Annotated in this window: 19 protein-coding genes; 8 read left to right on the plus strand and 11 right to left on the minus strand. The window is 74.2% G+C overall.

Features of this window, described 5'->3' with window-relative positions; all coding sequences use genetic code 11:
- Window positions 1-153: 153 nt before the first annotated feature.
- The 3 genes from ABT006_RS22930 to ABT006_RS22940 all read right to left on the minus strand — a co-directional run bounded on the left by ABT006_RS22930 (window position 154) and on the right by ABT006_RS22940 (window position 2,971).
- The gene (locus ABT006_RS22930; protein WP_350709419.1) at window positions 154-1,158 is read right to left on the minus strand and encodes a glycine betaine ABC transporter substrate-binding protein; all 1,005 of its coding nucleotides are present in this window, start codon (window positions 1,156-1,158) and stop codon (window positions 154-156) included.
- A gap of 348 nt (window positions 1,159-1,506) precedes the next feature.
- Window positions 1,507-2,229, minus strand: coding sequence for an ABC transporter permease (locus tag ABT006_RS22935; RefSeq protein WP_350709421.1), 723 nt, complete (start codon window positions 2,227-2,229; stop codon window positions 1,507-1,509).
- A 55-nt stretch (window positions 2,230-2,284) separates the two neighbouring features.
- On the minus strand, window positions 2,285-2,971 hold the full coding sequence (locus ABT006_RS22940) for an ABC transporter permease (RefSeq protein WP_350709423.1): 687 nt from the start codon (window positions 2,969-2,971) through the stop codon (window positions 2,285-2,287).
- Between the two features lie 2 nt (window positions 2,972-2,973).
- On the opposite strand from ABT006_RS22940, the gene ABT006_RS22945 reads away from it, so the two are divergent.
- The gene (locus tag ABT006_RS22945) at window positions 2,974-3,975 is read left to right on the plus strand and encodes an ABC transporter ATP-binding protein (protein WP_350709425.1); all 1,002 of its coding nucleotides are present in this window, start codon (window positions 2,974-2,976) and stop codon (window positions 3,973-3,975) included.
- An 84-nt stretch (window positions 3,976-4,059) separates the two neighbouring features.
- Here ABT006_RS22945 and ABT006_RS22950 read toward each other — a convergent pair whose 3' ends face one another.
- From ABT006_RS22950 to folP, 7 genes are all read right to left on the minus strand, one after another.
- Window positions 4,060-4,557 (minus strand): hypothetical protein, encoded by a 498-nt coding sequence (locus ABT006_RS22950; RefSeq protein WP_350709426.1) that lies wholly within the window; start codon window positions 4,555-4,557, stop codon window positions 4,060-4,062.
- 60 nt (window positions 4,558-4,617) lie between these two features.
- Window positions 4,618-4,932, minus strand: a complete 315-nt coding sequence (locus ABT006_RS22955) for a hypothetical protein (protein WP_350709428.1) — start codon at window positions 4,930-4,932, stop codon at window positions 4,618-4,620.
- A 96-nt stretch (window positions 4,933-5,028) separates the two neighbouring features.
- The gene (locus tag ABT006_RS22960) at window positions 5,029-6,243 is read right to left on the minus strand and encodes an ABC transporter permease (RefSeq protein WP_350709430.1); all 1,215 of its coding nucleotides are present in this window, start codon (window positions 6,241-6,243) and stop codon (window positions 5,029-5,031) included.
- Between the two features lie 118 nt (window positions 6,244-6,361).
- Complete coding sequence (locus tag ABT006_RS22965; protein WP_350709431.1) at window positions 6,362-6,904, minus strand: DUF3180 domain-containing protein; 543 nt, start codon at window positions 6,902-6,904, stop codon at window positions 6,362-6,364.
- Between the two features lie 19 nt (window positions 6,905-6,923).
- Window positions 6,924-7,448, minus strand: coding sequence for a 2-amino-4-hydroxy-6-hydroxymethyldihydropteridine diphosphokinase (gene folK, locus ABT006_RS22970; protein WP_350709433.1), 525 nt, complete (start codon window positions 7,446-7,448; stop codon window positions 6,924-6,926).
- Complete coding sequence (gene folB, locus ABT006_RS22975; protein WP_350709435.1) at window positions 7,445-7,810, minus strand: dihydroneopterin aldolase; 366 nt, start codon at window positions 7,808-7,810, stop codon at window positions 7,445-7,447. The genes folK and folB overlap by 4 nt, the downstream gene beginning before the upstream one ends.
- Window positions 7,807-8,727 carry a dihydropteroate synthase gene (gene folP, locus ABT006_RS22980; RefSeq protein WP_350709436.1) on the minus strand — a complete coding sequence of 307 codons (921 nt, stop codon included), beginning with the start codon at window positions 8,725-8,727 and terminating at the stop codon, window positions 7,807-7,809. Before folP ends, folB begins: the two co-directional genes overlap by 4 nt.
- A 343-nt stretch (window positions 8,728-9,070) precedes the next feature.
- On the opposite strand from folP, the gene ABT006_RS22985 reads away from it, so the two are divergent.
- Genes ABT006_RS22985 through ABT006_RS23015 form a run of 7 tightly spaced genes read left to right on the plus strand, consistent with a single transcriptional unit; the run spans window position 9,071 to window position 17,445 of the window.
- Window positions 9,071-9,385, plus strand: coding sequence for a hypothetical protein (locus tag ABT006_RS22985; RefSeq protein WP_091101477.1), 315 nt, complete (start codon window positions 9,071-9,073; stop codon window positions 9,383-9,385).
- A gap of 13 nt (window positions 9,386-9,398) precedes the next feature.
- On the plus strand, window positions 9,399-9,761 hold the full coding sequence (locus ABT006_RS22990; RefSeq protein WP_088976442.1) for a hypothetical protein: 363 nt from the start codon (window positions 9,399-9,401) through the stop codon (window positions 9,759-9,761).
- A 49-nt stretch (window positions 9,762-9,810) separates the two neighbouring features.
- Window positions 9,811-13,164: an ATP-binding protein gene (locus tag ABT006_RS22995; protein WP_350709438.1), complete on the plus strand. Its 3,354-nt coding sequence runs from the start codon at window positions 9,811-9,813 to the stop codon at window positions 13,162-13,164.
- Between the two features lies 1 nt (window position 13,165).
- Complete coding sequence (locus ABT006_RS23000) at window positions 13,166-15,112, plus strand: MFS transporter (protein ID WP_350709439.1); 1,947 nt, start codon at window positions 13,166-13,168, stop codon at window positions 15,110-15,112.
- Window positions 15,109-15,666, plus strand: a complete 558-nt coding sequence (locus ABT006_RS23005) for a hypothetical protein (protein ID WP_350709441.1) — start codon at window positions 15,109-15,111, stop codon at window positions 15,664-15,666. The genes ABT006_RS23000 and ABT006_RS23005 overlap by 4 nt, the downstream gene beginning before the upstream one ends.
- A complete protein-coding gene (locus tag ABT006_RS23010; RefSeq protein ID WP_350709443.1) occupies window positions 15,663-16,829 on the plus strand; it encodes a M23 family metallopeptidase in 1,167 nt (388 codons plus the stop codon). Before ABT006_RS23005 ends, ABT006_RS23010 begins: the two co-directional genes overlap by 4 nt.
- 13 nt (window positions 16,830-16,842) lie before the next feature.
- Window positions 16,843-17,445, plus strand: a complete 603-nt coding sequence (locus tag ABT006_RS23015; RefSeq protein ID WP_350709444.1) for a hypothetical protein — start codon at window positions 16,843-16,845, stop codon at window positions 17,443-17,445.
- 4 nt (window positions 17,446-17,449) lie between these two features.
- On the opposite strand, the gene ABT006_RS23020 is transcribed toward ABT006_RS23015, so the two are convergent.
- Window positions 17,450-18,007, minus strand: coding sequence for a hypothetical protein (locus ABT006_RS23020; RefSeq protein WP_350709629.1), 558 nt, complete (start codon window positions 18,005-18,007; stop codon window positions 17,450-17,452).
- Between the last annotated feature and the right edge of the window lie 31 nt (window positions 18,008-18,038).

Raw genomic sequence — 18,038 nt, forward strand, 5'->3', positions numbered from 1 at the left:
AGCCGGCGGGACGGGACGGCGCAGCCGGTAGCCGGCGGCACGGGACGGCGCAGCCGGTAGCCGGCGGCACGGGACGGCGCAGCCGGTAGCCGGCGGCACGGGACGGCGCAGCCGGTAGCCGGCGGCGCGGGGCCGCCGGCGACCGGCCGGGGATCAGCTGGCGGCCAGCGCGCCGTCCGAGGAGAAGACCAGGCCCACGCTGGCGGCGCCGGTCTTGAGGGCGTTCTTGGTCTGCGGGCCGCCCTGGTCCAGCGAGCTGAACGAGCCGGCCTTGAAGTCGTAGACCTGGACCAGCCCGGCCCCGCACTTCGGCCGCTGCGGGCACTCCGGCGGCCCGGCCAGCACGGTGGCCTGGCCGGAGCACTTCGCGGCCAGGTCCGAGAGCGTGCGGACGCCGTACTTGTCGGCGAACGCCTTCGTCACGGCGAAGGCGTTCTGGTCCTGGGCGGCGGCGGGCGTGCCGAAGACGAGGCCCACCTTGTCGCCGGCGGCCTTCAGCGCGGCGACGGTCTTCTCCAGCTCGGGCGAGGACACCGGCTGGGCGTCCTTGCCGTTGGCCTTGGTGTTGAGGAACTCGGCCATGGTCGCCGCGTACTCCGGGACCACCTGGATCTCGCCCCGCTCCAGGGCCGGCTCGTAGAGCTCGCGGTTGCCGATCTGCTGCACCTTGGCCTCGTAGCCGGCGGCGGTCAGCGCGATCTTGTAGAGCTCGGCCAGGATCTCGTTCTCCGTGAAGTTGGCCGCACCGATCACGATCCGACCGCCGGGCCCCTTGGCGATTCCCGTGGTGACGCCGTTGGCCGCGGCGAACTCCTCGGCCGCCTTCTGCGCCGTCTTGCGGTCCACGTCGACGGCCTTGTTGAGCTGGATCAGCTTCGGCGTGTCGAGCGCCGCCGAGACCTTGTCCAGCGCCGCGAGCAGCTGCGGGTTGGCCGCCTTGGCGTTGACCGCCGGGATGACGTTGTCGGTGTTCTGGAGCTTCTTGTCGTCGTCGAGGACGACGAGCTGGTCACCGGTGACCGGGGCGCAGCCGGCCCCGGAGGCCGCCTGCTCCGGGGCGTCCGTGCCGGAGGAGCCGGCGTCGCCGCATCCGGTCAGCAGCCCCGCCGCGGCGAGGGCTCCCACCGCACCGACCGCCAGTCGTGTACGTGCGCGCATCAGTGCCCGCCTTCCGTGTCCCGGCGCGACCCGTCCGGGCCGGCCGCGTGTCCGACGGGCGATCCCTGTCCGGCCGCCCGCTGTGTCCGCCGGCGGCCCCCTGTCCGGCCGCCCACGATTTTCCACCCAACATCTTCCACACGCGTCCGACAACCCGAGGAAAGCTTTGTCACCGGATCGTCACCCGTCGACGGTCACCGGGCAGCGGACATCGATAAGCGGTAGCGGGCATCGACGACCGGCAGCGCGGGTCGGTGAGCGGCAGCGGGCGTCGGTGGCCGGCAGTGCCCGTCGGCGTGCGTCGGCGGGCACTCCCGGGTGTGGCGTCCGCCAGGGGCGGACCGGAGCTCAGCCGCCGGCCAGCGCGTCCGCCGCGCGGCGGCGGGCCCGGCGGCGGGTGGCCCGCAGCGGGCGCGGGGTGACCAGCCGCTCGACCAGGGCCAGCACCAGCTCGACCAGGACGGCGAGCCCGGCCACCAGCACGCCGCCGGCGAGGATCTGGCCGCCGCCGGCGGCGATGTCCAGCCCGAACCCGGCGCGGATGATCTGCCCGAGACCGCCGCCGTTGACGAAGGAGGCCAGCGCGGCGGTCGCCACCACCTGCACCGCCGCCGTGCGGAATCCGGCCGCCAGGTAGGGCACCGCCAACGGCAGCTCGACCCGGCGCAGCAACTGCCACCCCGAGAAGCCCATGCCGCGCGCCGCGTCCCGGGCCTCCGGATCGACCTGCCGCACCCCCGTGTACGCGTTGGCCAGCAGCGGCGGCACCGCGAAGACGGCCAGCGCGACCACCACCGACGGCTGGCCGAAGCCGAGGAAGGTCAGCGGCAGGATGGTGAGCAGCGCCAGCGTCGGCACGGCGAGGGTGACGTTCGACACCAGCACCACCAGGCCCCCGCCCCGACCCGTGTGCCCGAGCCAGAGCCCGATCGGCCAGGCGACCAGGCAGCCCAGCGCCACCGCCGCCGCCGACATCGACAGGTGCTCGCCGAGCCGCTCCAGGATCCCGCCCGGATTGGTCCAGTTCAGCGGGTCGTTGAGCCAGACCAGCGCCGCCTCGACGGGGTTCATCGGGCCCGCCCTCCGTTCGCGACCGCGGGACCGCGCCGCGCGGCGTTCCGAGCGCTCACGCCGCCCTGCTCCGCAGCCAGGGGGTCAGCAGCCGGCCCACGCCGGCCAGGATCAGGTCGAGCACCAGGGCGAGCAGGACGCAGAGCAGCGTCCCCGTCATGATCTGCGCCTTGTAGAAGTTGTTCTGGAAGCCGGCGAAGATCAGCTGCCCGAGACCGCCACGCCCGATCACCACGCCCACGGTCACCAGGGCCACCGTGGAGACCGTGGCCAGCCGCAGGCCGGTGAGGATGCCCGGCAGGGCCAGCGGCAGCTCGACCCGGAACAGCCGGCCCCAGCGGCCGTACCCCATCCCCTCGGCCGCCTCACGCACCTCGGGAGGCACCTGGTTGAGCCCGGCGAGGGCGTTGCGGACGATCACCAGCAGCGCGTAGAGGACCACCACGCTCAGCGCCGTCACCGCGCCGATGCCCAGGTAGGGCGCGATGAACGCGAACAGCGCCAGCGACGGCACCGTGTAGAGCACCCCGGTGACGGCCAACACCGGCCCGGCCAGCGAGCGGAACCAGTACGCGGCCACGGCCAGCGGCACGGCGACCAGGGCGGCGATCAACACCGCACGCACCGTCAGCGAGGTGTGCTCCCGCACGGCGGCGAGGATCGTGTCAGAGTTGTCCCGCACGTACTGCCAGGAGAACCACGGGTTACCCGGGTCGGCCCGGTAGCTCAGGCGGAAGGACATGTGTGGACGTTACCCCGGCAACCACGGATCACGGCGGGCCGCGTGCGGCGTCCATCGCGTTGGAGGGCATCCACAAGCGCTACCCGGACGGCACCGAGGCCGTACGCGAGCTGAGCCTCGACATCGCCGCCGGGGAGCTGGTGGTGCTCATCGGACCGTCGGGCTGCGGCAAGTCGACGGTGCTGCGGATGGTCAACCGGCTGATCGAGCCGACCGGTGGCCGCATCCTGCTCGACGGTGAGGACGTCACCCGGGTGGACCCGGTCGGGCTGCGCCGCCGGATCGGCTACGTGATCCAGAACGTCGGGCTCTTCCCCCACCAGACGGTCAGCGCCAACGTCGCCACCGTGCCCCGGCTGCTCGGCTGGCCCCGCGAGCGCAGCCGCCGCCGGGTCGACGAGCTGCTGGAGCTGGTGGGGCTCGACCCGGCGACGTTCGGCCGCCGCTACCCGCACGAGCTCTCCGGCGGTCAGCGGCAGCGGGTCGGGGTGGCGAGGGCCCTCGCCGCCGACCCGGTGGTGCTGCTGATGGACGAGCCGTTCTCGGCCGTCGATCCGATCGCCCGGACCCGGTTGCAGGAGGAGTTCCTGCGGTTGCAGGCCGAGGTGCGCAAGACGATCGTGCTGGTCACCCACGACCTCGACGAGGCGGTCCGGCTGGGCGACCGGATCGCGGTGCTCTCCCAGGGCGGTCGCCTGGAGCAGTACGACACGCCGGCCGCCGTGCTCGGGGCGCCCGCCACGCCCTTCGTCCGCGAGTTCGTCGGCGCCGACCGGGGCATCCGCCGGCTGGCGGTCACCCCGCTGACCGGCGCGGCCGTCGAGCCACTGCCGGCGACCGGGGTGGCCGAGCTGCCGACGGTGTCGCGGGGCGACTCGGCGTACGACGCGCTGGGGGCGCTGCTGACCTCGGCCGCGGACCGGGTGGTGGTGACCGACGAGGGGCGGCCGGTGGGCGTGCTCAGCCGGACGCGACTGCTCGAACTGGGCCGGCCCGACCGGTGACCGGGGCGGCCGCCCCGACGCCGGCCGGGAAGGCGGGCGGGCAGCGGGGCCGGGTCAGACGACGGGGCAACGCGGGCCGGCGGGTCAGGCCCGGCCGCCGAGGCTGGCCGTGCCGATGATCCAGCCGGAGAGGAAGCCGTACGTCGCGCCGGTGCCGGCCGACTGGATGGCGGTCAGCAGCGACGGATCGGGGCCGAGGAACGCGGCGAGCAGCGAAGCGAAGCCACCGGCCAGGACGTAGGCGGCCCAGCCGGAGAAGAACTGGCTCGCCGACCCCTGCACCCGGGCCACCTGCGTGGCGGGCAGCAGGTAGAGGAAGACCACCGCGAGGATCACCAGCAGGACGGCCCGCAGGTTCGCGACGAGCAGGCCGCCGGAGGCATCGCCGCCGTCGAACCGCCAGGCCGGCCAGGCGAGCAGTTGCAGGAACCAGCCGCCGGCGGAGTTGGGGTCGGTGCCGGTGGCCCAGCCGACGTACGCCGGGCTGCCGCAGACCGCGACCAGCAGGAGCGCGGCGAGCGCGCCGGTGCCCGCCGCCGTCCCGTAACGGCCGCCGGCCCGCGGCGGGTTGGTGAGCGCCATGATCGGATCAGTTCCCGGCGGACCTCGGGGAGCAAACCTGCCGGGGCCCGTCGGCCACCGTCACTTCCGCGGGTGCGTCATCAGGTAGTCGATGAAGGCGGCCCGCAGCAGCGGCGCGGACTCCTCGTAACCGTGCCCGGTCAGCTCCCGCCACAGCGCAGCGGCCTCGTCGATCGTCGGCCCCACCGAGTTGGGCGCGCCGTCCAGTACGGCGGCCTCGTCCGCGTTCGGCAGGTGCCGCAGCACCGACCAGAAGAAGCCCACGTCGCGGCGCTCCCGGGCGACCGCGAATGCCCGCTCCCGCAGCTCCTCAGTGGACAGCGCGTCGAGCTCCTCGAACGACCGGCCGGCGGAGGTCGATGGTGTGTCGGTCATGCCGCCGAGCCTAACCGCCGAGATCACCGCCGGCAGGGTGGACGCGACACCGGCCGGCACCGCCGGCCCGCCCCGCGGCCGGTCAGGGGTGACCACTCAGCGGTCGTCGCTCTCCCACCGGCGGGGCCCGCTCTCCCACCGCGGCACGCTCCAGGGGTCCGCCGGGCTCTCGGTGGACTGCGCCGGCAGGGCGGGCGGCCAGTCGCCGACCGGGTCGGGCCGGGGCGCCGCCCAACCCGTGCCGATCCGGCCGTCCCCGACCGGGACCGGTTCCGCCGCCGCGCCGACCGCCGGCCGCCCGTACGCCTCGACCAGGCGGGTGACCAGCAGCCCCACGCCGAGCGCCGCCGCGCCGACCGCCCAGCGGCTCACCGTCCAGCCCCGGGCCTGCGCGTACGCGACGAAGACCGCGACCAGGCACACCGCCAGCAGGGTGCCGAACACGCCGCCCCGCCGGCCGTAGGCGCTGGTGCCGGCGAGCAGCGCCATGCCGACCGCCAGCACCGTCCAGTCCAGCCCGGCGTCGGGCGCGACCGGCCCGGTGGCGCGGGTGGCGGTGAGCATGCCGGCGAGGGCGGCCAGCACGGTCGAGCAGACGAGCGCGCCGGAGACGACCACCGCCGCCACCACGCCGCGGCGGCGGGCCGGGTCGACGACCGGGCGGAAGCGGCCGACCAGCCGGCGGACCGCCCGCACCGCCCCCAACAAGCCGCCGAGCACGGCGACGGCCGCGAGCCCGGCGAAGAGGTGCAGCGCGCCACGCCCCGGGTCGTAGTCACCCTGCGGGAGGACCGGCGCGGAGCGCTGCTCGATGTACACGACGACCCCCGCCGCACCGGCGAGGCTGGCGGCCCAGCCGGGGACGTGCAGCACCACGACGGCCAGCGCCAGGGCGAGCCCGCCCAGCGCGGCGACCGCCAGGGCCGGCCCGGTGGCCGCCGTGACGCCCCGGTCGCCCTGCTCGGCCATGTGCAGCGCGGCGGCGACCGCCACCGGGCCCACCGCCAGGTTCACCGCGGCGGTACGCAGGCTCAGCCCGGCGGCCAGCGCCAGCAGCCCGAGCACGACCGCGTCCAGCAGCAGCGAGCGCAGCCCGGCGCCGCGCAGCGCGTCCGGGTTCTCCCGCCAGAGCAGGAACGTCCCGACGCCCAGCGCGACGAGGAGCAGCGACTCCCAGGCGACGTGGACCGCGAACCGGTCCCGGCCGGGTTCCCCGTGCGCGGGGTCGTCGAAGACGTTCTCCAGGACGGCGGCCGGGATGCCGGACGACGGCTCGGTGGACGCGTCGCGCCCCGGTTCGTCGTACCCCATAGCCGCCGCCTCCCACGTGGCCGCTCGTCCAGGTCCGACGCGCGGGCGGGCCGGGGCGGCCGTTGCTCTCCGGTCGCAGGCACGCTACCCGTGCGGGAGGCCGGGCGTAACCCCCGGATCAGCGCGGGCCGGGGCGGTTCTCCCGGTCGCCGGGCTCGCGGTCCTCGTCGTCCTCCTGCTCGGGGACGCGGCAGGCGCGCTCCAGCCAGAGCGCCGCCGCCACCAGGGCCAACCCCGCGAGCAGACCGGCGCCGGCGACCGGCCGGTCGTCCATCGCGGCGTCCGTGCGCTCCAGAAAGAGCCAGCCGGTCAGCCCGGCGTAGAAGCCGGCGAAGATCGCGCCGGCCAGCGAGGACGCCTTGGCCAGCACCACGAACCGGGCGACCAGCAGCGGGTTGACCGGGTCGCGGCCCGGCCGGCGCTCGATCCGCCCCCGGGTGTTGACCGCGGCGTACCCCTCCAGCACGGCGAGCGCGGCCAGGGTGACCACCGGCAGCCACGGCAGGTCGGGCAGGTAGTCGTAGTAGAGGGTGCTGATCAGCAGCCAGGCCACGGCGGCGGCGCCGAGGCCCGCCACCACCAGGGTGGAGATCCGGGTGGGGCCCATCCGGAACCGGTCCGGACCCGTCCCGCCCGGGCGTGGGGATCGCGCCTGCGTCATGCCGGCCGGCTCCACTGGGTCATGCCGTCGACTCTATCGCCAGATCCGGCCGGGGGCGCAGATCCAGGGCGTCGGCGGCGGCCGGGCCGGTGTTGAGCAGGTCCGTCAGCCAGCCGTGCCCGGGCAGCCGCCCGTACGGCTGGATGTCGATCCACGGCCGCAGCACGAACGCCCGCAGGTGCGCCCGGGGGTGCGGCAGGGTCAACTCCGGGTCGTCGCTGACCACCGGCTCGTCGTCGGCCCAGACGGCGATGACGTCGACGTCCAGGGTGCGCGGCCCGAAGCGCCGCTGCGGGTCGCGGGTGCGGCCCGCGGCGCGCTCCGCCGCCCGGGCCCGCTCCAGCCAGTCGCGCGGCGTCGCGGCCGGATCCTCGGCGAGCAGCACCGCGTTGAGGTACGCGGGCTGGTCCTGGTCCCCCCACGGTGGAGTCTCGTAGACGCCGGAGAGCAGGAGCACGTCGTCGCCGAACGCCGACACGGCGGAGCGCAGGTGCGCCAGCCGGTCGCCGAGGTTGCTGCCGAGGGAGAGGACGGCCCGGGTCACCGGTCGCGCCGCCGGGTCATGGTGACGGCCACGTCGGTGAAGGCGTGCGGGACGGGCGCCTCCGGCTTGTGCACGGTGACCGTGGCGACCTCGACCCTGGGGTCGGCCAGGCAGACGGTCAGCAGCCGGTCGGCGAGCGTCTCGATCAGGTTGACCGGCTCGCCGGTGACGACGGCGACCAGCCGCTCGGCCAGTTCGCCGTAGTGGACGGTGTCGCCCACCTCGTCGGAGCGCGCCGCCGGGGCCAGGTCCATCTCCAGGACGGCGTCGACGACGAAGTCCTGCCCCTGGGCACGTTCGAAGTCGTACACCCCGTGCCGGCCGTGCGCCCGCAGGCCGGTCAGTTGGATGCGGTCGGTCATCGGTCTCCTCCGTGGTCGGCGGTGCCGCCCGCCCGGCCGGCGCCCGCGTGGGCCGCCCGGGCCGCGCCGGTGGTCGGGGGCGTCAGGCGGGGCGCGCCGGTGGCCCGCCAGACGGCGAGCGCGTCCGCGGTGGCGCGGACGTCGTGCACGCGGACGCCCCAGGCGCCGGCCGCCACCGCGAGCAGGCTGGTGGCGACGGTGGCCGCGTCCCGGCCGTCCGTCGGGCGGGGGGCGTCGTCGGGGCCGGCGAGCAGCCGACCCAGGTACGCCTTGCGGCTGGACGCGAAGAGCAGCGGGAAGCCCAGCTCCAGCAGCTCGGGCAGGCGGGCGCTCAGCTCCCAGTTGTGCGCGGCCGTCTTGGCGAAGCCGAGCCCCGGGTCGATCACGATGCGGTCGGCGGCGACGCCGGCCGCCAGCGCCTCGTCGACACGCCGGCCCAGCTCGGCGCGGACGTCGGCGACCACGTCGGTGTAGCGGGCCAGCTCGCCCATCTCGCGGGCGTGGCCGCGCCAGTGCATCAGCACCCAGGGGCAGCCGGCGTCCCGGACCACCCGGGCCATGTCGGGGTCGGCGAGGCCGCCGGAGACGTCGTTGACCACCGCCGCGCCGGCGGCGAGGGCCGCCTCGGCGACCCGCGCGCGGGTGGTGTCGATGCTGATCGGCACGCCGGCGGCGGCCAGCTCCCGGACGACCGGCAGCACCCGGGCCGTCTCGGTGTCGGCGTCGACCCGGTCGGAGCCGGGCCGGGTGGACTCCCCGCCCACGTCCACCAGGTGGGCGCCGTCGGCCCGCAGCCGCACGCCGTGTCCGACGGCGGCGTCGAGGTCGGCGTACCGTCCGCCGTCGGAGAAGGAGTCGGGCGTGACGTTGAGGACGCCCATCACCACCGGGGCCGAGGCCCGTACCAGATCGGTCACGACTAGACGGTACCGGTCGGCCGGAGCACCCCGGGCGGGCCGGGTCGAGGGCGGTGACATGCGCATTCGAACGGGTGTACGGTTGGTCGTCCGGGTCGGATCGGGCAGACTCTTCGCGGCTTGTCGCATTGAGGGCCTGCCCGTACGCTTTGGAATTGCCCGGCATCGAGATGGCGAAGCCTGGAGGGAGGGCCGAAGCGGGAGAATCCGCCCAAAGCTCGCCACCCTCCGTGGCGGGCAACGAACGCAGGGTCATCGGCTCTGCGCCCAGTGAGCACCATTCCCGCCAGGCATGCCTACTGCACCACCGCGGCGCCGCCGGCCGCGACTTGGGGAGGTTCCAGTGATCGCCATCGAGCTGATGGAGACGGTGACGTCCGCCGCCGCCCACACGCTCTCCACCCTGGCGTCGACTCCACTCGCCGAGCCCGCGCCCAAGGGCATCGACACCGAGGGTGTCGTCACGTTCTTCGCCAGCAAGATCGCTCCGATCCTGCTGGCCGTGCTGGGCGTCATCTTCATCGGGCGGGCCAGCCGGGGCGAGATCTCCAAGGTGCTGACCAGCTCGGCCATCGCGATCGTCGGGCTCGCCTTCATCGCCGGAGCCGCCACACTCTTCTTCATCGGCGACTACCTGATCGACCTGATCTTCGAATAGGCGCGGGCACGACATGCGGCTGCGCACCGACGACGACATCTACCGGGCTCGCCTGGTCTACCTCGGGCCGCCCGGCTACACCCTTCCGGTCCACCTGCCCTACGCCCAGTACGGGCTGTTCATGCTGCTCGTCCCCCTCTACATGTTCATCCACTGGTTGTTCACGCTGCAGGTCGAACTCTTCCCGGCCTGGGAGATCGCGCTGGCCATCGTGACCACCTCGTTCATCTTCCGGTACGTCGACCCGGACCGGCCGGCGCGCATGGTGATCCGCACCGCGCTGACCGACTGGCGACGGACCCGGGAGCCGGCCGCCGAGCAGCGGGACCCCCGCCTGGTCGGCAGCCGGATCAGGATCCGGGAGGAGCTGGCATGACCGGGCGTACGCCGATCAGGCAGTCGCACGACGCGGGTGAGGCGGTCGCATGAGTCGCTCTTCCACGCCGGGTTCCCCGGCCGGGCGTCCGATCGCCCAGCACGGTAACCGTGCGCGGTCGTTCGACTACCCGGACGAGCCCGAGCGGGACGAGGTCGCCCTCGACCCGGCCCTCGTGACCACCCCCGGGCACGGCGGCGTCGGCGTCTTCCAGGCGCCCCGCCCGGTGCAGCGCCGGACGCCGCCGGTCGACCCGGGGCCACCGGCCGACAGCGCCGACATCGACTCGCCCTTCCTCGACCTGTTCGGGGGGACGCACCCCGGCACGCGGCCGGCCACGCCGCCGCGGGTCGGCGGGCGGGAGCACGCGGCCATCCCGCAGCAGCCGGCCGCCGTCGAGCCGGCCCCGGCCGCCGCTCCGGCCCCGCCGCGCGCCGCCCGGCCGCCCGCCCGTTCCACCGGCACGGCCGATCGGGCGCCCGCGGTGGAACCGCCGCTGGCGGACGCCGACGACGAACCCCCGGCCGTCGCGTACGACCCACCCGCCGTCGCGTACGAGCAGCCGGCGGTCGCCCACGAGCCGCCGGCCCGGGCGGTCCGGGTGCCGCACCAGCCCGGGGACCGGCTGCCGACGCTCCGCCCACCGGCGGACGACGCGGCGGCCGGCGTGACCCCGCCGCCCCCACCGGCGCCACTCGACCCGGCGCCCCCGGAGCGCCCGTCGCGGCGGGCCGGGGAGCGGCTGCCAGAGCGCACGGGGCGGGACGTGACGCCGCCGCGCCAGCGCTCCGCCGGCCGGCGCAACCAGCCCACCAAGCCGGTCCGCGTCAAGCCGCCGAAGATCAAGTTCGGCGACCGGGACCCAGCGGTCGAGCTGGCCATCACCGAGATCGCCGGCCACCTCACCTTCACCCCGAACACCGTCACCGCCTGGTACTGGCTGCCCGAGGTGCGCTGGGCGTTCCGGCCGGACGCGGAGCGGGAGGCGCTGCTCTCGGCGATCTCCGAGCAGTACGCCGGCCTGGCCGGCTTCCGGCTGCACCTGCGACGCACCACCCGGCCCTTCCCGGCCGACGAGTGGGCCCGCACCATCGACGCGCACACCCGGTCCCCGCTGCCCGACGTCCCGGGCACCGCCGGCTGGGCCGACCACCTGGTGGCCGCGCAGCGGCACCTGCTCTCGGTCAACCACGCCGAGGGGCAGACCTACCTCGGCGTCACCTTCGCCCGCCGCTCCCTCGGCGACTCGTTCACCGAACGCCTGCTGCGCACCTTCGGGCGCGGCGTGGCCGAGGGCGAGCGCCGCAGGCTCGGGCGCACCGTCGAGCAGTTCGACGAGGTGCTGGGCGCGTTCGGCATGCGCGGGCGACGGGTCACCGCGCAGGAGCTGGAATGGCTCCTCTACCGCTCCGTGGCGCTCTGCATGGCGCCCCCCGGCCGGCTCTCCCCGATCACCGACGGCCGGTGGGAACGCGGCGACCTGCTCGCCCTCACGGAGCAGGTGGAGCGCTACCGCACCCCGTACGGTTCCACCGTCAAGCTGGTCAACCGCATGACCGGCGAGGAGCGGCACGTCGCCGTGCTGGCGGTGGGCCGGATGGAACCGCTGGAGATCCCCGAGCGGCACGAGCCGTGGCTGCACTTCCACGAGCGGCTGCCCTGGCCGATGGAGCTCTCCACCCGGGTCGACATCCTCGGCTCCGGCGACTCCTTCCGTAACCTCGAGCACCGGCTCCGGATGATCCGCTCCCAGCAGCTCGACTACGCCGAACACGGCATCGACGCCCCGCCCGAGCTGGAGCGGCTGGCCAAGCGGGCCCTGGTGATCGGCGACGAGATGACGACCGGCCTGCCGGTCGACTCCGCCCGGGCGCACGGCTGGCACCGGATCGCCGTCGGCGGGCGGACCCGCGAGGAGTGCCTGGAGCGGGCCCGGCGGCTGATCCAGCTCTACTCCCGGGAGCTGCGCATCTCGCTGCAGCACCCGAAGAACCAGGACTGGCTGGCCCGCGAGTTCATCCCCGGCGAGCCGATCGCCAACACCGGCTACGTCCGGCGGATGCCGGTCAACCTGCTCGCCGCCGCCCTCCCGCAGGCCGCCTCCACGGTCGGCGACCGGCGCGGCGACCTGATCGGGCGGACGGCGGGCACCTGCCGCCGGCCCGTCTTCCTCGACCTGCACTTCCCGATGGAGGTGCGTGAACGCTCCGGCCTCGCCGTCTTCGTCGCCGAACCGGGCGGCGGCAAGTCCACCCTGCTCGGCGCCCTGGGCTACCTCGCGGCCCGGCGCGGCGTCCAGGTGACGCTGCTCGACCCGTCCGGCCCGCTGGCCCGGCTGTGCGCCATGCCCGAGCTGCGACCGTACTCGCGGGTGCTGAACCTGACCGGCTCCGAGCACGGCACCCTGGCGCCGTACTCGCTGATCCCGACCCCGCTGCGCACCGAATTCGGCAGCGGGGCGGCGGGCGACCGGGAGTTCGAGATCGCCGTCTCCAACGCCCGCGCCGAGCGGCGGATGCTCGTACAGGACATCTGCATGATGCTGGTGCCGCCGCAGGTGGCCCGCGAGGCGTCCACCGCCACCCTGTTCCGGCACGCCGTACGCCAGGTGCCGGCGGAGGAGACCTCCACCCTGGACGACGTGGTCGCCTGCCTCAGCCAGCTCGACGACGACGCCGGCAGGGAACTGGCCAACCTGCTGCTGGACACCGCCGAGATGCCGCTGGCCATGCTCTTCTTCGGCCGGCCGCCGGAGGGGCTGCTCGGCGCGGACGCGGCGCTCACCGTGATCACCATGGCCGGGCTGCGGCTGCCCGACCTGAAGATCGAGCGGGAGTACTGGTCGGCCGAGGAGGCGCTCGCCCTGCCGATGCTGCACACCGCGCACCGGCTGGCCGTACGCCGCTGTTACGGCGGGTCGATGTCGTCCCGCAAACTCGTCGGCCTGGACGAGGCGCACTTCATGGAGGGTTGGCGCTCCGGCCGCTCCTTCCTGGTCCGGCTCGCCCGCGACTCCCGCAAGTGGAACCTCGCCGCGCTGGTGGCCTCGCAGAACCCGCGCGACATCCTCGGCCTCGACGTGCAGAACCTGGTCTCGACCGTCTTCGTCGGTCGGATCGCCGAGGACGCGGAGATCGCCTCGGAAGCGTTGCGCCTGCTGCGGGTGCCGGTCGACGACGGCTACGAGGCCACCCTCGCCTCGCTCTCCACCGCGGACGCGACCTCCGCCACCCGGCTCGGCTTCCGCGAGTTCGTCATGCGGGACGTCGACGGTCGGGTGCAGAAGGTCCGGGTCGACGTCTCGTACGTCGACGGGCTGCTGGACCACCTCGACACCACTCCCGCCGCGATCGCCGCGGCCGCCGGGGTACTGCCGGCCGTCCTGCCGAACCTGGAGGCGTGACATGGCGGGGGCCCGGGCACGGCTGGCGGCGTTCCTTCTCGCACTTGGCGTACTCGCCGGGGCCACGATCGGCTGGCCGGCCCTCGGCGCCGCACCTGCCGTTGCCGCGCCGCCGACAGCCCAGGCAGCGGCGGCCGACCTCTGCACCACACCGGAGTGGCAGGCCGACTTCCGCGCCTGCGTCGCCAAGCTCAAGGAGGTCGCCGAGGACGACGTCAAGTGCCGGAACGCCCCGACCCCCGGCGCCCCGGACTCCGGGCTCGCCGGCTGGTTCGCCTCGCGTCCGGAGTCGGCCACGAAGCCGGGCCCGAAGGGCTTCTACAGCGACTACGGCTACGCCGGTTACAGCTACTCGACGTACGACGTCGACAGCGGCTGCGCGACTGCGGTGCTACACCCGGACTACAAGTTCACCAACACGGTGGCCAACGGCGAGTTCATGATGGCCACGGCGATCGTCGGCGCCTCGAACGCGCTCCGGGAGCGCGCCTGGGATCCGCGCTCGATGTGGGGCTGGGCGGACCCGCTGGTGGACCAGGCGACCAAGGCCGTCTACCAGAAGGTGTTCAGCGTCTTCGGCATCGTCACGCTCTGCGTGGTCGGTCTCTACCTGCTCTGGCGCTCCCGCCAGTCCGACATGAGCAACGCGATGACGACGGCGGGCTGGGCGCTGCTGGTGATGGTGGCGGTGACCGCCCTGGCCGCCTGGCCCGTCAAGTCAGCGAACATCGCCGACGGAACCCTCGTCACCACGCTGGGTGTGGTGCACGACGCTGTCGGTCCGGCTTCCAAGGACATTCCTGCGGACAAGTGCGCCCTGCCGAATCCGGACGCCTGCGTCGACAAGCGTCCGCCCGCTGTCCGGGCCAGTGACACGGCGACCGAGGCCATGCTCTACCGCAACTGGCTGCGGGGGGCGCTCGGCTCGGCCGACAGCGAGACCGCCAAGAAATACGGCCCGGCTCTGTACGACGCGAAGTCGCTCTCGTGGGAGGAGGCGGCGAAGCTCCGGTCGAATCCCGCCACCCGCGACGCCACCATCAAGGCGAAGCAGCAGCAGTGGGCCAGGGTGGCGCAGCAGATCGAGACCGAGGACCCGGAGGCGTACGAGTACCTCCAAGGGGTCCGGGACATGGACCGGATCGGGGCCGGCTTCATCGCGGTGCTCGCCGCCGTGCTCTTCGCGATGTTCGACCTGACCGCCTCGTTGCTGGTGCTGCTCGGCTTCCTGATCTTCCGCTGGGCGGTGATCGCCGCGCCGATCCTCGGCACGGTGGGTTTGCTGCGACCGGCCAGCGCCGGGCTGCGCCGGCTGGGAAACGCGGTGGTCGCCGCCGTCTTCAACATCGCGATCTTCGGCACCGGCGCCGCCATCTACCTCTTCGCGGTCGACCTGATCATGAGCACGCCGACGCTGCCGGGCTGGCTCCAGGTGGTGCTGGTCTGGCTCTGCGGTGTGGTGGGCTGGCTGCTCCTGCGCCCCTACCGCCGGATCACCCAGCTCGGCGGCAAGGACAGCAGCGAGGCGGTCAGTTCGGCCGGCTCCTGGCACCGGCGTTTCTTCCGGGACATGCGCACGGCCGCCCGGCTGGACGTCGCGGAGCCCGGCGGCACGGCCGAGCCGGCGATGGGCCGCCGTCGCGCCGCCGTGGCGGAGAAGAGCACCCTGCGGCCGGAGGCCCGCCGGGAGGACCCGTCGCACGCCCACACGGGTGGCGATCAGGAGCGGCAGCGGCCGGACGGCCGCGAGTCGGCCGCCGAGGCACCGGAAACCGCGGAGCGGGACACTCCCCGCCCGGTCGCGCCCCGGCCTCGTCGGCGCCAGCCAGCCGCCTGGACCGAGCCGGACGTGCCCGATGAGAACCCGTCATTCGTCATCTACCGTCCGGGCTCGGCCGAGCGTGAGCCGGCACGACCCGCGCCGCGGATCCGCTCCGAGGCGCGGTGAATGCGGTGCGTCGAGCCATCGAATTCCTTGTCACCCGGGTGCTGCGGTCCCGGTTCGGCATCGCGCTCGCTCTCGCCGTGATCGTGTTCGGGGTCATCGGGGCGGCCCGGCTGCTCTCCGGTCCCGGCGACCCGACGGACGGGCTCAGCAACCGTCCGAGCCGACCCATCACCACGGTCGCCCCGACCGCCGGTGACGACGGGGCGTTCTCGACGGGCGCTCCCCCGTCCCCGGTCACCCGCGCGGGTGAGCCCAGGCCGGAGGAGATCGCCGAGCGCTTCGTCGCGGCGTGGCTGGGCAAGCCGGGCGTCACGGCGGACCAGTGGCAGGAGGGGCTGCGTCCCCTGTCGACTCCGGCGCTGACCGAGAAACTGGCGGGCGCCGACCCGTCGGGGGTGCCGGCCGGGCAGGTCAACGGTGACGTCACGCTCCGGCCCCGGACCGAGAACTTCGTCGAGGTGCTGGTCCCGCTCGACGCGGGACGGCTCCGCCTCGAACTGGTGGCGCCCGACGGGCGGTGGCTGGTGGACGCGGTGGACTGGGAGCAGGAATGAGCGACGAGACCCGACCGCGCCGTCGACAGCCCCGGCTCGGGGCCCTGGCCGCCGCGCTGACCGCGACGTTCGCCCTGCTCTGCTGCACCGGCGGCGCCGGCGCCTTCTTCCTCACCGAACTCGGCGGTGACGCGGGTGACCGGATGTCGGCCAGCCTGGACTGCACGGAGGACTTCCGGGTCGACATCCAGGGCAGCATGCCCCGAATGTCCCAGTACGGCGAGGTCGAACTCCGCAACGCCGCTCGGATCATCAAGGTCGGGCAGGAGATGAAGGTGCCGCCGCGCGGCTGGGTCATCGCCGTGGCGACCGCCATGCAGGAGTCCCGGCTGCGCAACCTGGCGAACCCGACCGTCGGCGAATCCGAGAACCTGCCCAACGAGGGCATGGGGGCCGACCACGACTCTGTCGGCCTCTTCCAGCAGCGGGCCAGCTGGGGCAGCGTCGCCCAGCGGATGACGCCCGAGTACGCCGCCCGGAAGTTCTACGAGAAGCTGGTCAAGGTATCCGGCTGGGAGCGGATGCCGCTGACGCGGGCCGCCCAGGCGGTGCAGATCAGCGCCTTCCCGGACGCCTACGCCAAGCACGAGGAAGTCGCCTCGCAGATCGTCAACGCCCTGGCCGGTGGGGCGGCCCGGACCGTGCTCGTCGGCGGGAAGCAGGCATGTGACCGCGCCGCCGGCGGAGAGATCGCCGCCTCGGGCTGGACGGCGCCCATCCCGGGTGGCGTCGGGTCGGGCTTCCGCACGGCGAGCCGGCCCGGGCACAACGGAGTCGACATCGCCGCCCCGAAGGGAACCTTGATCCGGGTCGCCGCCACCGGCCGCGTCCTGGTCTCCCGTTGCGACCCGGACAATCGCGGGCGGCTCAGCTGCGACGCCGACGGTTGGCCGGACAAGGGCGGCTGCGGCTGGTTCGTCGACGTCCTGCACGCTGGCGGCCTCATCACCCGCTACTGCCACATGGTGAGCAAGCCCCGGGTCTCCGTCGGCCAGACCGTCCAGGCCGGCGAGGTCATCGGCGAGGTGGGCAGCAGCGGCAACTCCTCCGGCCCGCACCTGCACTTCGAGGTGCACGAGGACGGGGACCGCAGCAGCCGGGGCGCGATCGACCCGGTGCCGTTCATGCGCTCGCGGGGAGCGCCGCTCAAGGGCGCTGCGTGAGGCGCCAGCCGTCATGAACGAGCCGCTCCCCGACCCGTTCGCCGACCAGCCCGACTGGGCTCCCCGGCCGCCCCGGCCGATCGAGATCGTGCCGGCCACCGGGCGCGTCGAGCTGCGCGGGCACCGGGTCCTGGTCGGCCTGCCCGGGCTCGGCTGGCGCGGGGACCTGCGGGCCGACGAGCGGGTGGTGCAGGGCAGCCGGACCTACGTCCCGGTGATCCCCGAGCACGAGTGGTACCGGGCGGAGTCCGACCAGGTGGAGGTGTTTGCGCCGCTGGTCCCGGTGGAGCGGGTCTGGGTGGAGACGGTGGGGAGCCGGCGGCCGGACACGTCGGTGGACCGCGAGGCGGGCATCCGTCTCGTCTCCCTGGACGCCCCGGCGCACCGGGTGCCGACCCCGGTCTTCGAGGCGGACGCCGTCACCGGCCGCCGGGTCGTGCACGTCGTGGAGTCTGTCGAGCACCGGGACCTGCGGGCGGTCACCGAGACCTACTCGGGCGCCGACGGAGACATCTGCGTGCGGGTCACGCCTGAAGTGGAGTGGTACCGCTGGGCCTGGCGGGGCCAGTCACCGGCCACACTGGAGGTCCCGGTCCACCTGCTCTGGATCGAGTGACGGCTCAGGCTGCTCTCGACCCTGCACAGACCCGCCATTCGTCGTCCAGGCGGGCGGTGAACTGCCACGGCTGCCGGTCGCTCTGAGAAATGCCGTCCACATGGGCGGAGATGATCAGGTCGACCCGGATCTCCGCGCTGTCACTCTGTTCCTGAACGAGGAGGCTGCCCCAACTGATCGTGAAGGTGGTCGAGAATCTTTTCTCGCGCGCGATCAGGTCGTCCCGTAGCGCCCGCAACTCCGCGATTTCGCCATTGTTTTCGCAGGTGAAAAGGTCGGCGCGGGTGTCGTTGCGATCCACGAGGAACGCCCGCAGGTAGTTGTCCACCACCACGTCGGGCGCGCTGCGGTCGGGGGCGGCAGCGCGGTTGTAGAGGACGTATCCGGCGGCCACGCCGCCAAGGCACAGCGCCGCGACGATGCTCGCGACGACCGTGAGCACAGTGCGCGCCCGTCGCCTCGGCCGCTCCGGTGCCGGGGCCGGCGACGGCGGCGCCAGGTGGTCGGAGGGGGGCCGTTGCGCCGGTACGCGGGAGACCTGGGAACCGGCGGGGGGCTGCACTGATTCCACCCTCTGAGGCTAGCGGCTGGGC

Source organism: Micromonospora sp. NPDC002717 (assembly GCF_040295705.1).
GTDB lineage: Bacteria > Actinomycetota > Actinomycetes > Mycobacteriales > Micromonosporaceae > Micromonospora.

Coding starts and splice junctions, on each gene's coding strand:
- ABT006_RS22930 (WP_350709419.1), bottom strand. CDS start 1,158: ATGCGCGCACGTACACGACTGGCGGTCGGTGCGGTGGGAGCCCTCGCC.
- ABT006_RS22935 (WP_350709421.1), bottom strand. CDS start 2,229: ATGAACCCCGTCGAGGCGGCGCTGGTCTGGCTCAACGACCCGCTGAAC.
- ABT006_RS22965 (WP_350709431.1), bottom strand. CDS start 6,904: ATGACGCAGGCGCGATCCCCACGCCCGGGCGGGACGGGTCCGGACCGG.
- folB (WP_350709435.1), bottom strand. CDS start 7,810: ATGACCGACCGCATCCAACTGACCGGCCTGCGGGCGCACGGCCGGCAC.
- ABT006_RS23015 (WP_350709444.1), top strand. CDS start 16,843: ATGAACGAGCCGCTCCCCGACCCGTTCGCCGACCAGCCCGACTGGGCT.
- ABT006_RS22995 (WP_350709438.1), top strand. CDS start 9,811: ATGAGTCGCTCTTCCACGCCGGGTTCCCCGGCCGGGCGTCCGATCGCC.
- ABT006_RS23000 (WP_350709439.1), top strand. CDS start 13,166: ATGGCGGGGGCCCGGGCACGGCTGGCGGCGTTCCTTCTCGCACTTGGC.
- ABT006_RS23010 (WP_350709443.1), top strand. CDS start 15,663: ATGAGCGACGAGACCCGACCGCGCCGTCGACAGCCCCGGCTCGGGGCC.
- ABT006_RS22940 (WP_350709423.1), bottom strand. CDS start 2,971: ATGTCCTTCCGCCTGAGCTACCGGGCCGACCCGGGTAACCCGTGGTTC.
- ABT006_RS22960 (WP_350709430.1), bottom strand. CDS start 6,243: ATGGGGTACGACGAACCGGGGCGCGACGCGTCCACCGAGCCGTCGTCC.
- ABT006_RS22955 (WP_350709428.1), bottom strand. CDS start 4,932: ATGACCGACACACCATCGACCTCCGCCGGCCGGTCGTTCGAGGAGCTC.
- ABT006_RS22950 (WP_350709426.1), bottom strand. CDS start 4,557: ATGGCGCTCACCAACCCGCCGCGGGCCGGCGGCCGTTACGGGACGGCG.
- ABT006_RS22990 (WP_088976442.1), top strand. CDS start 9,399: ATGCGGCTGCGCACCGACGACGACATCTACCGGGCTCGCCTGGTCTAC.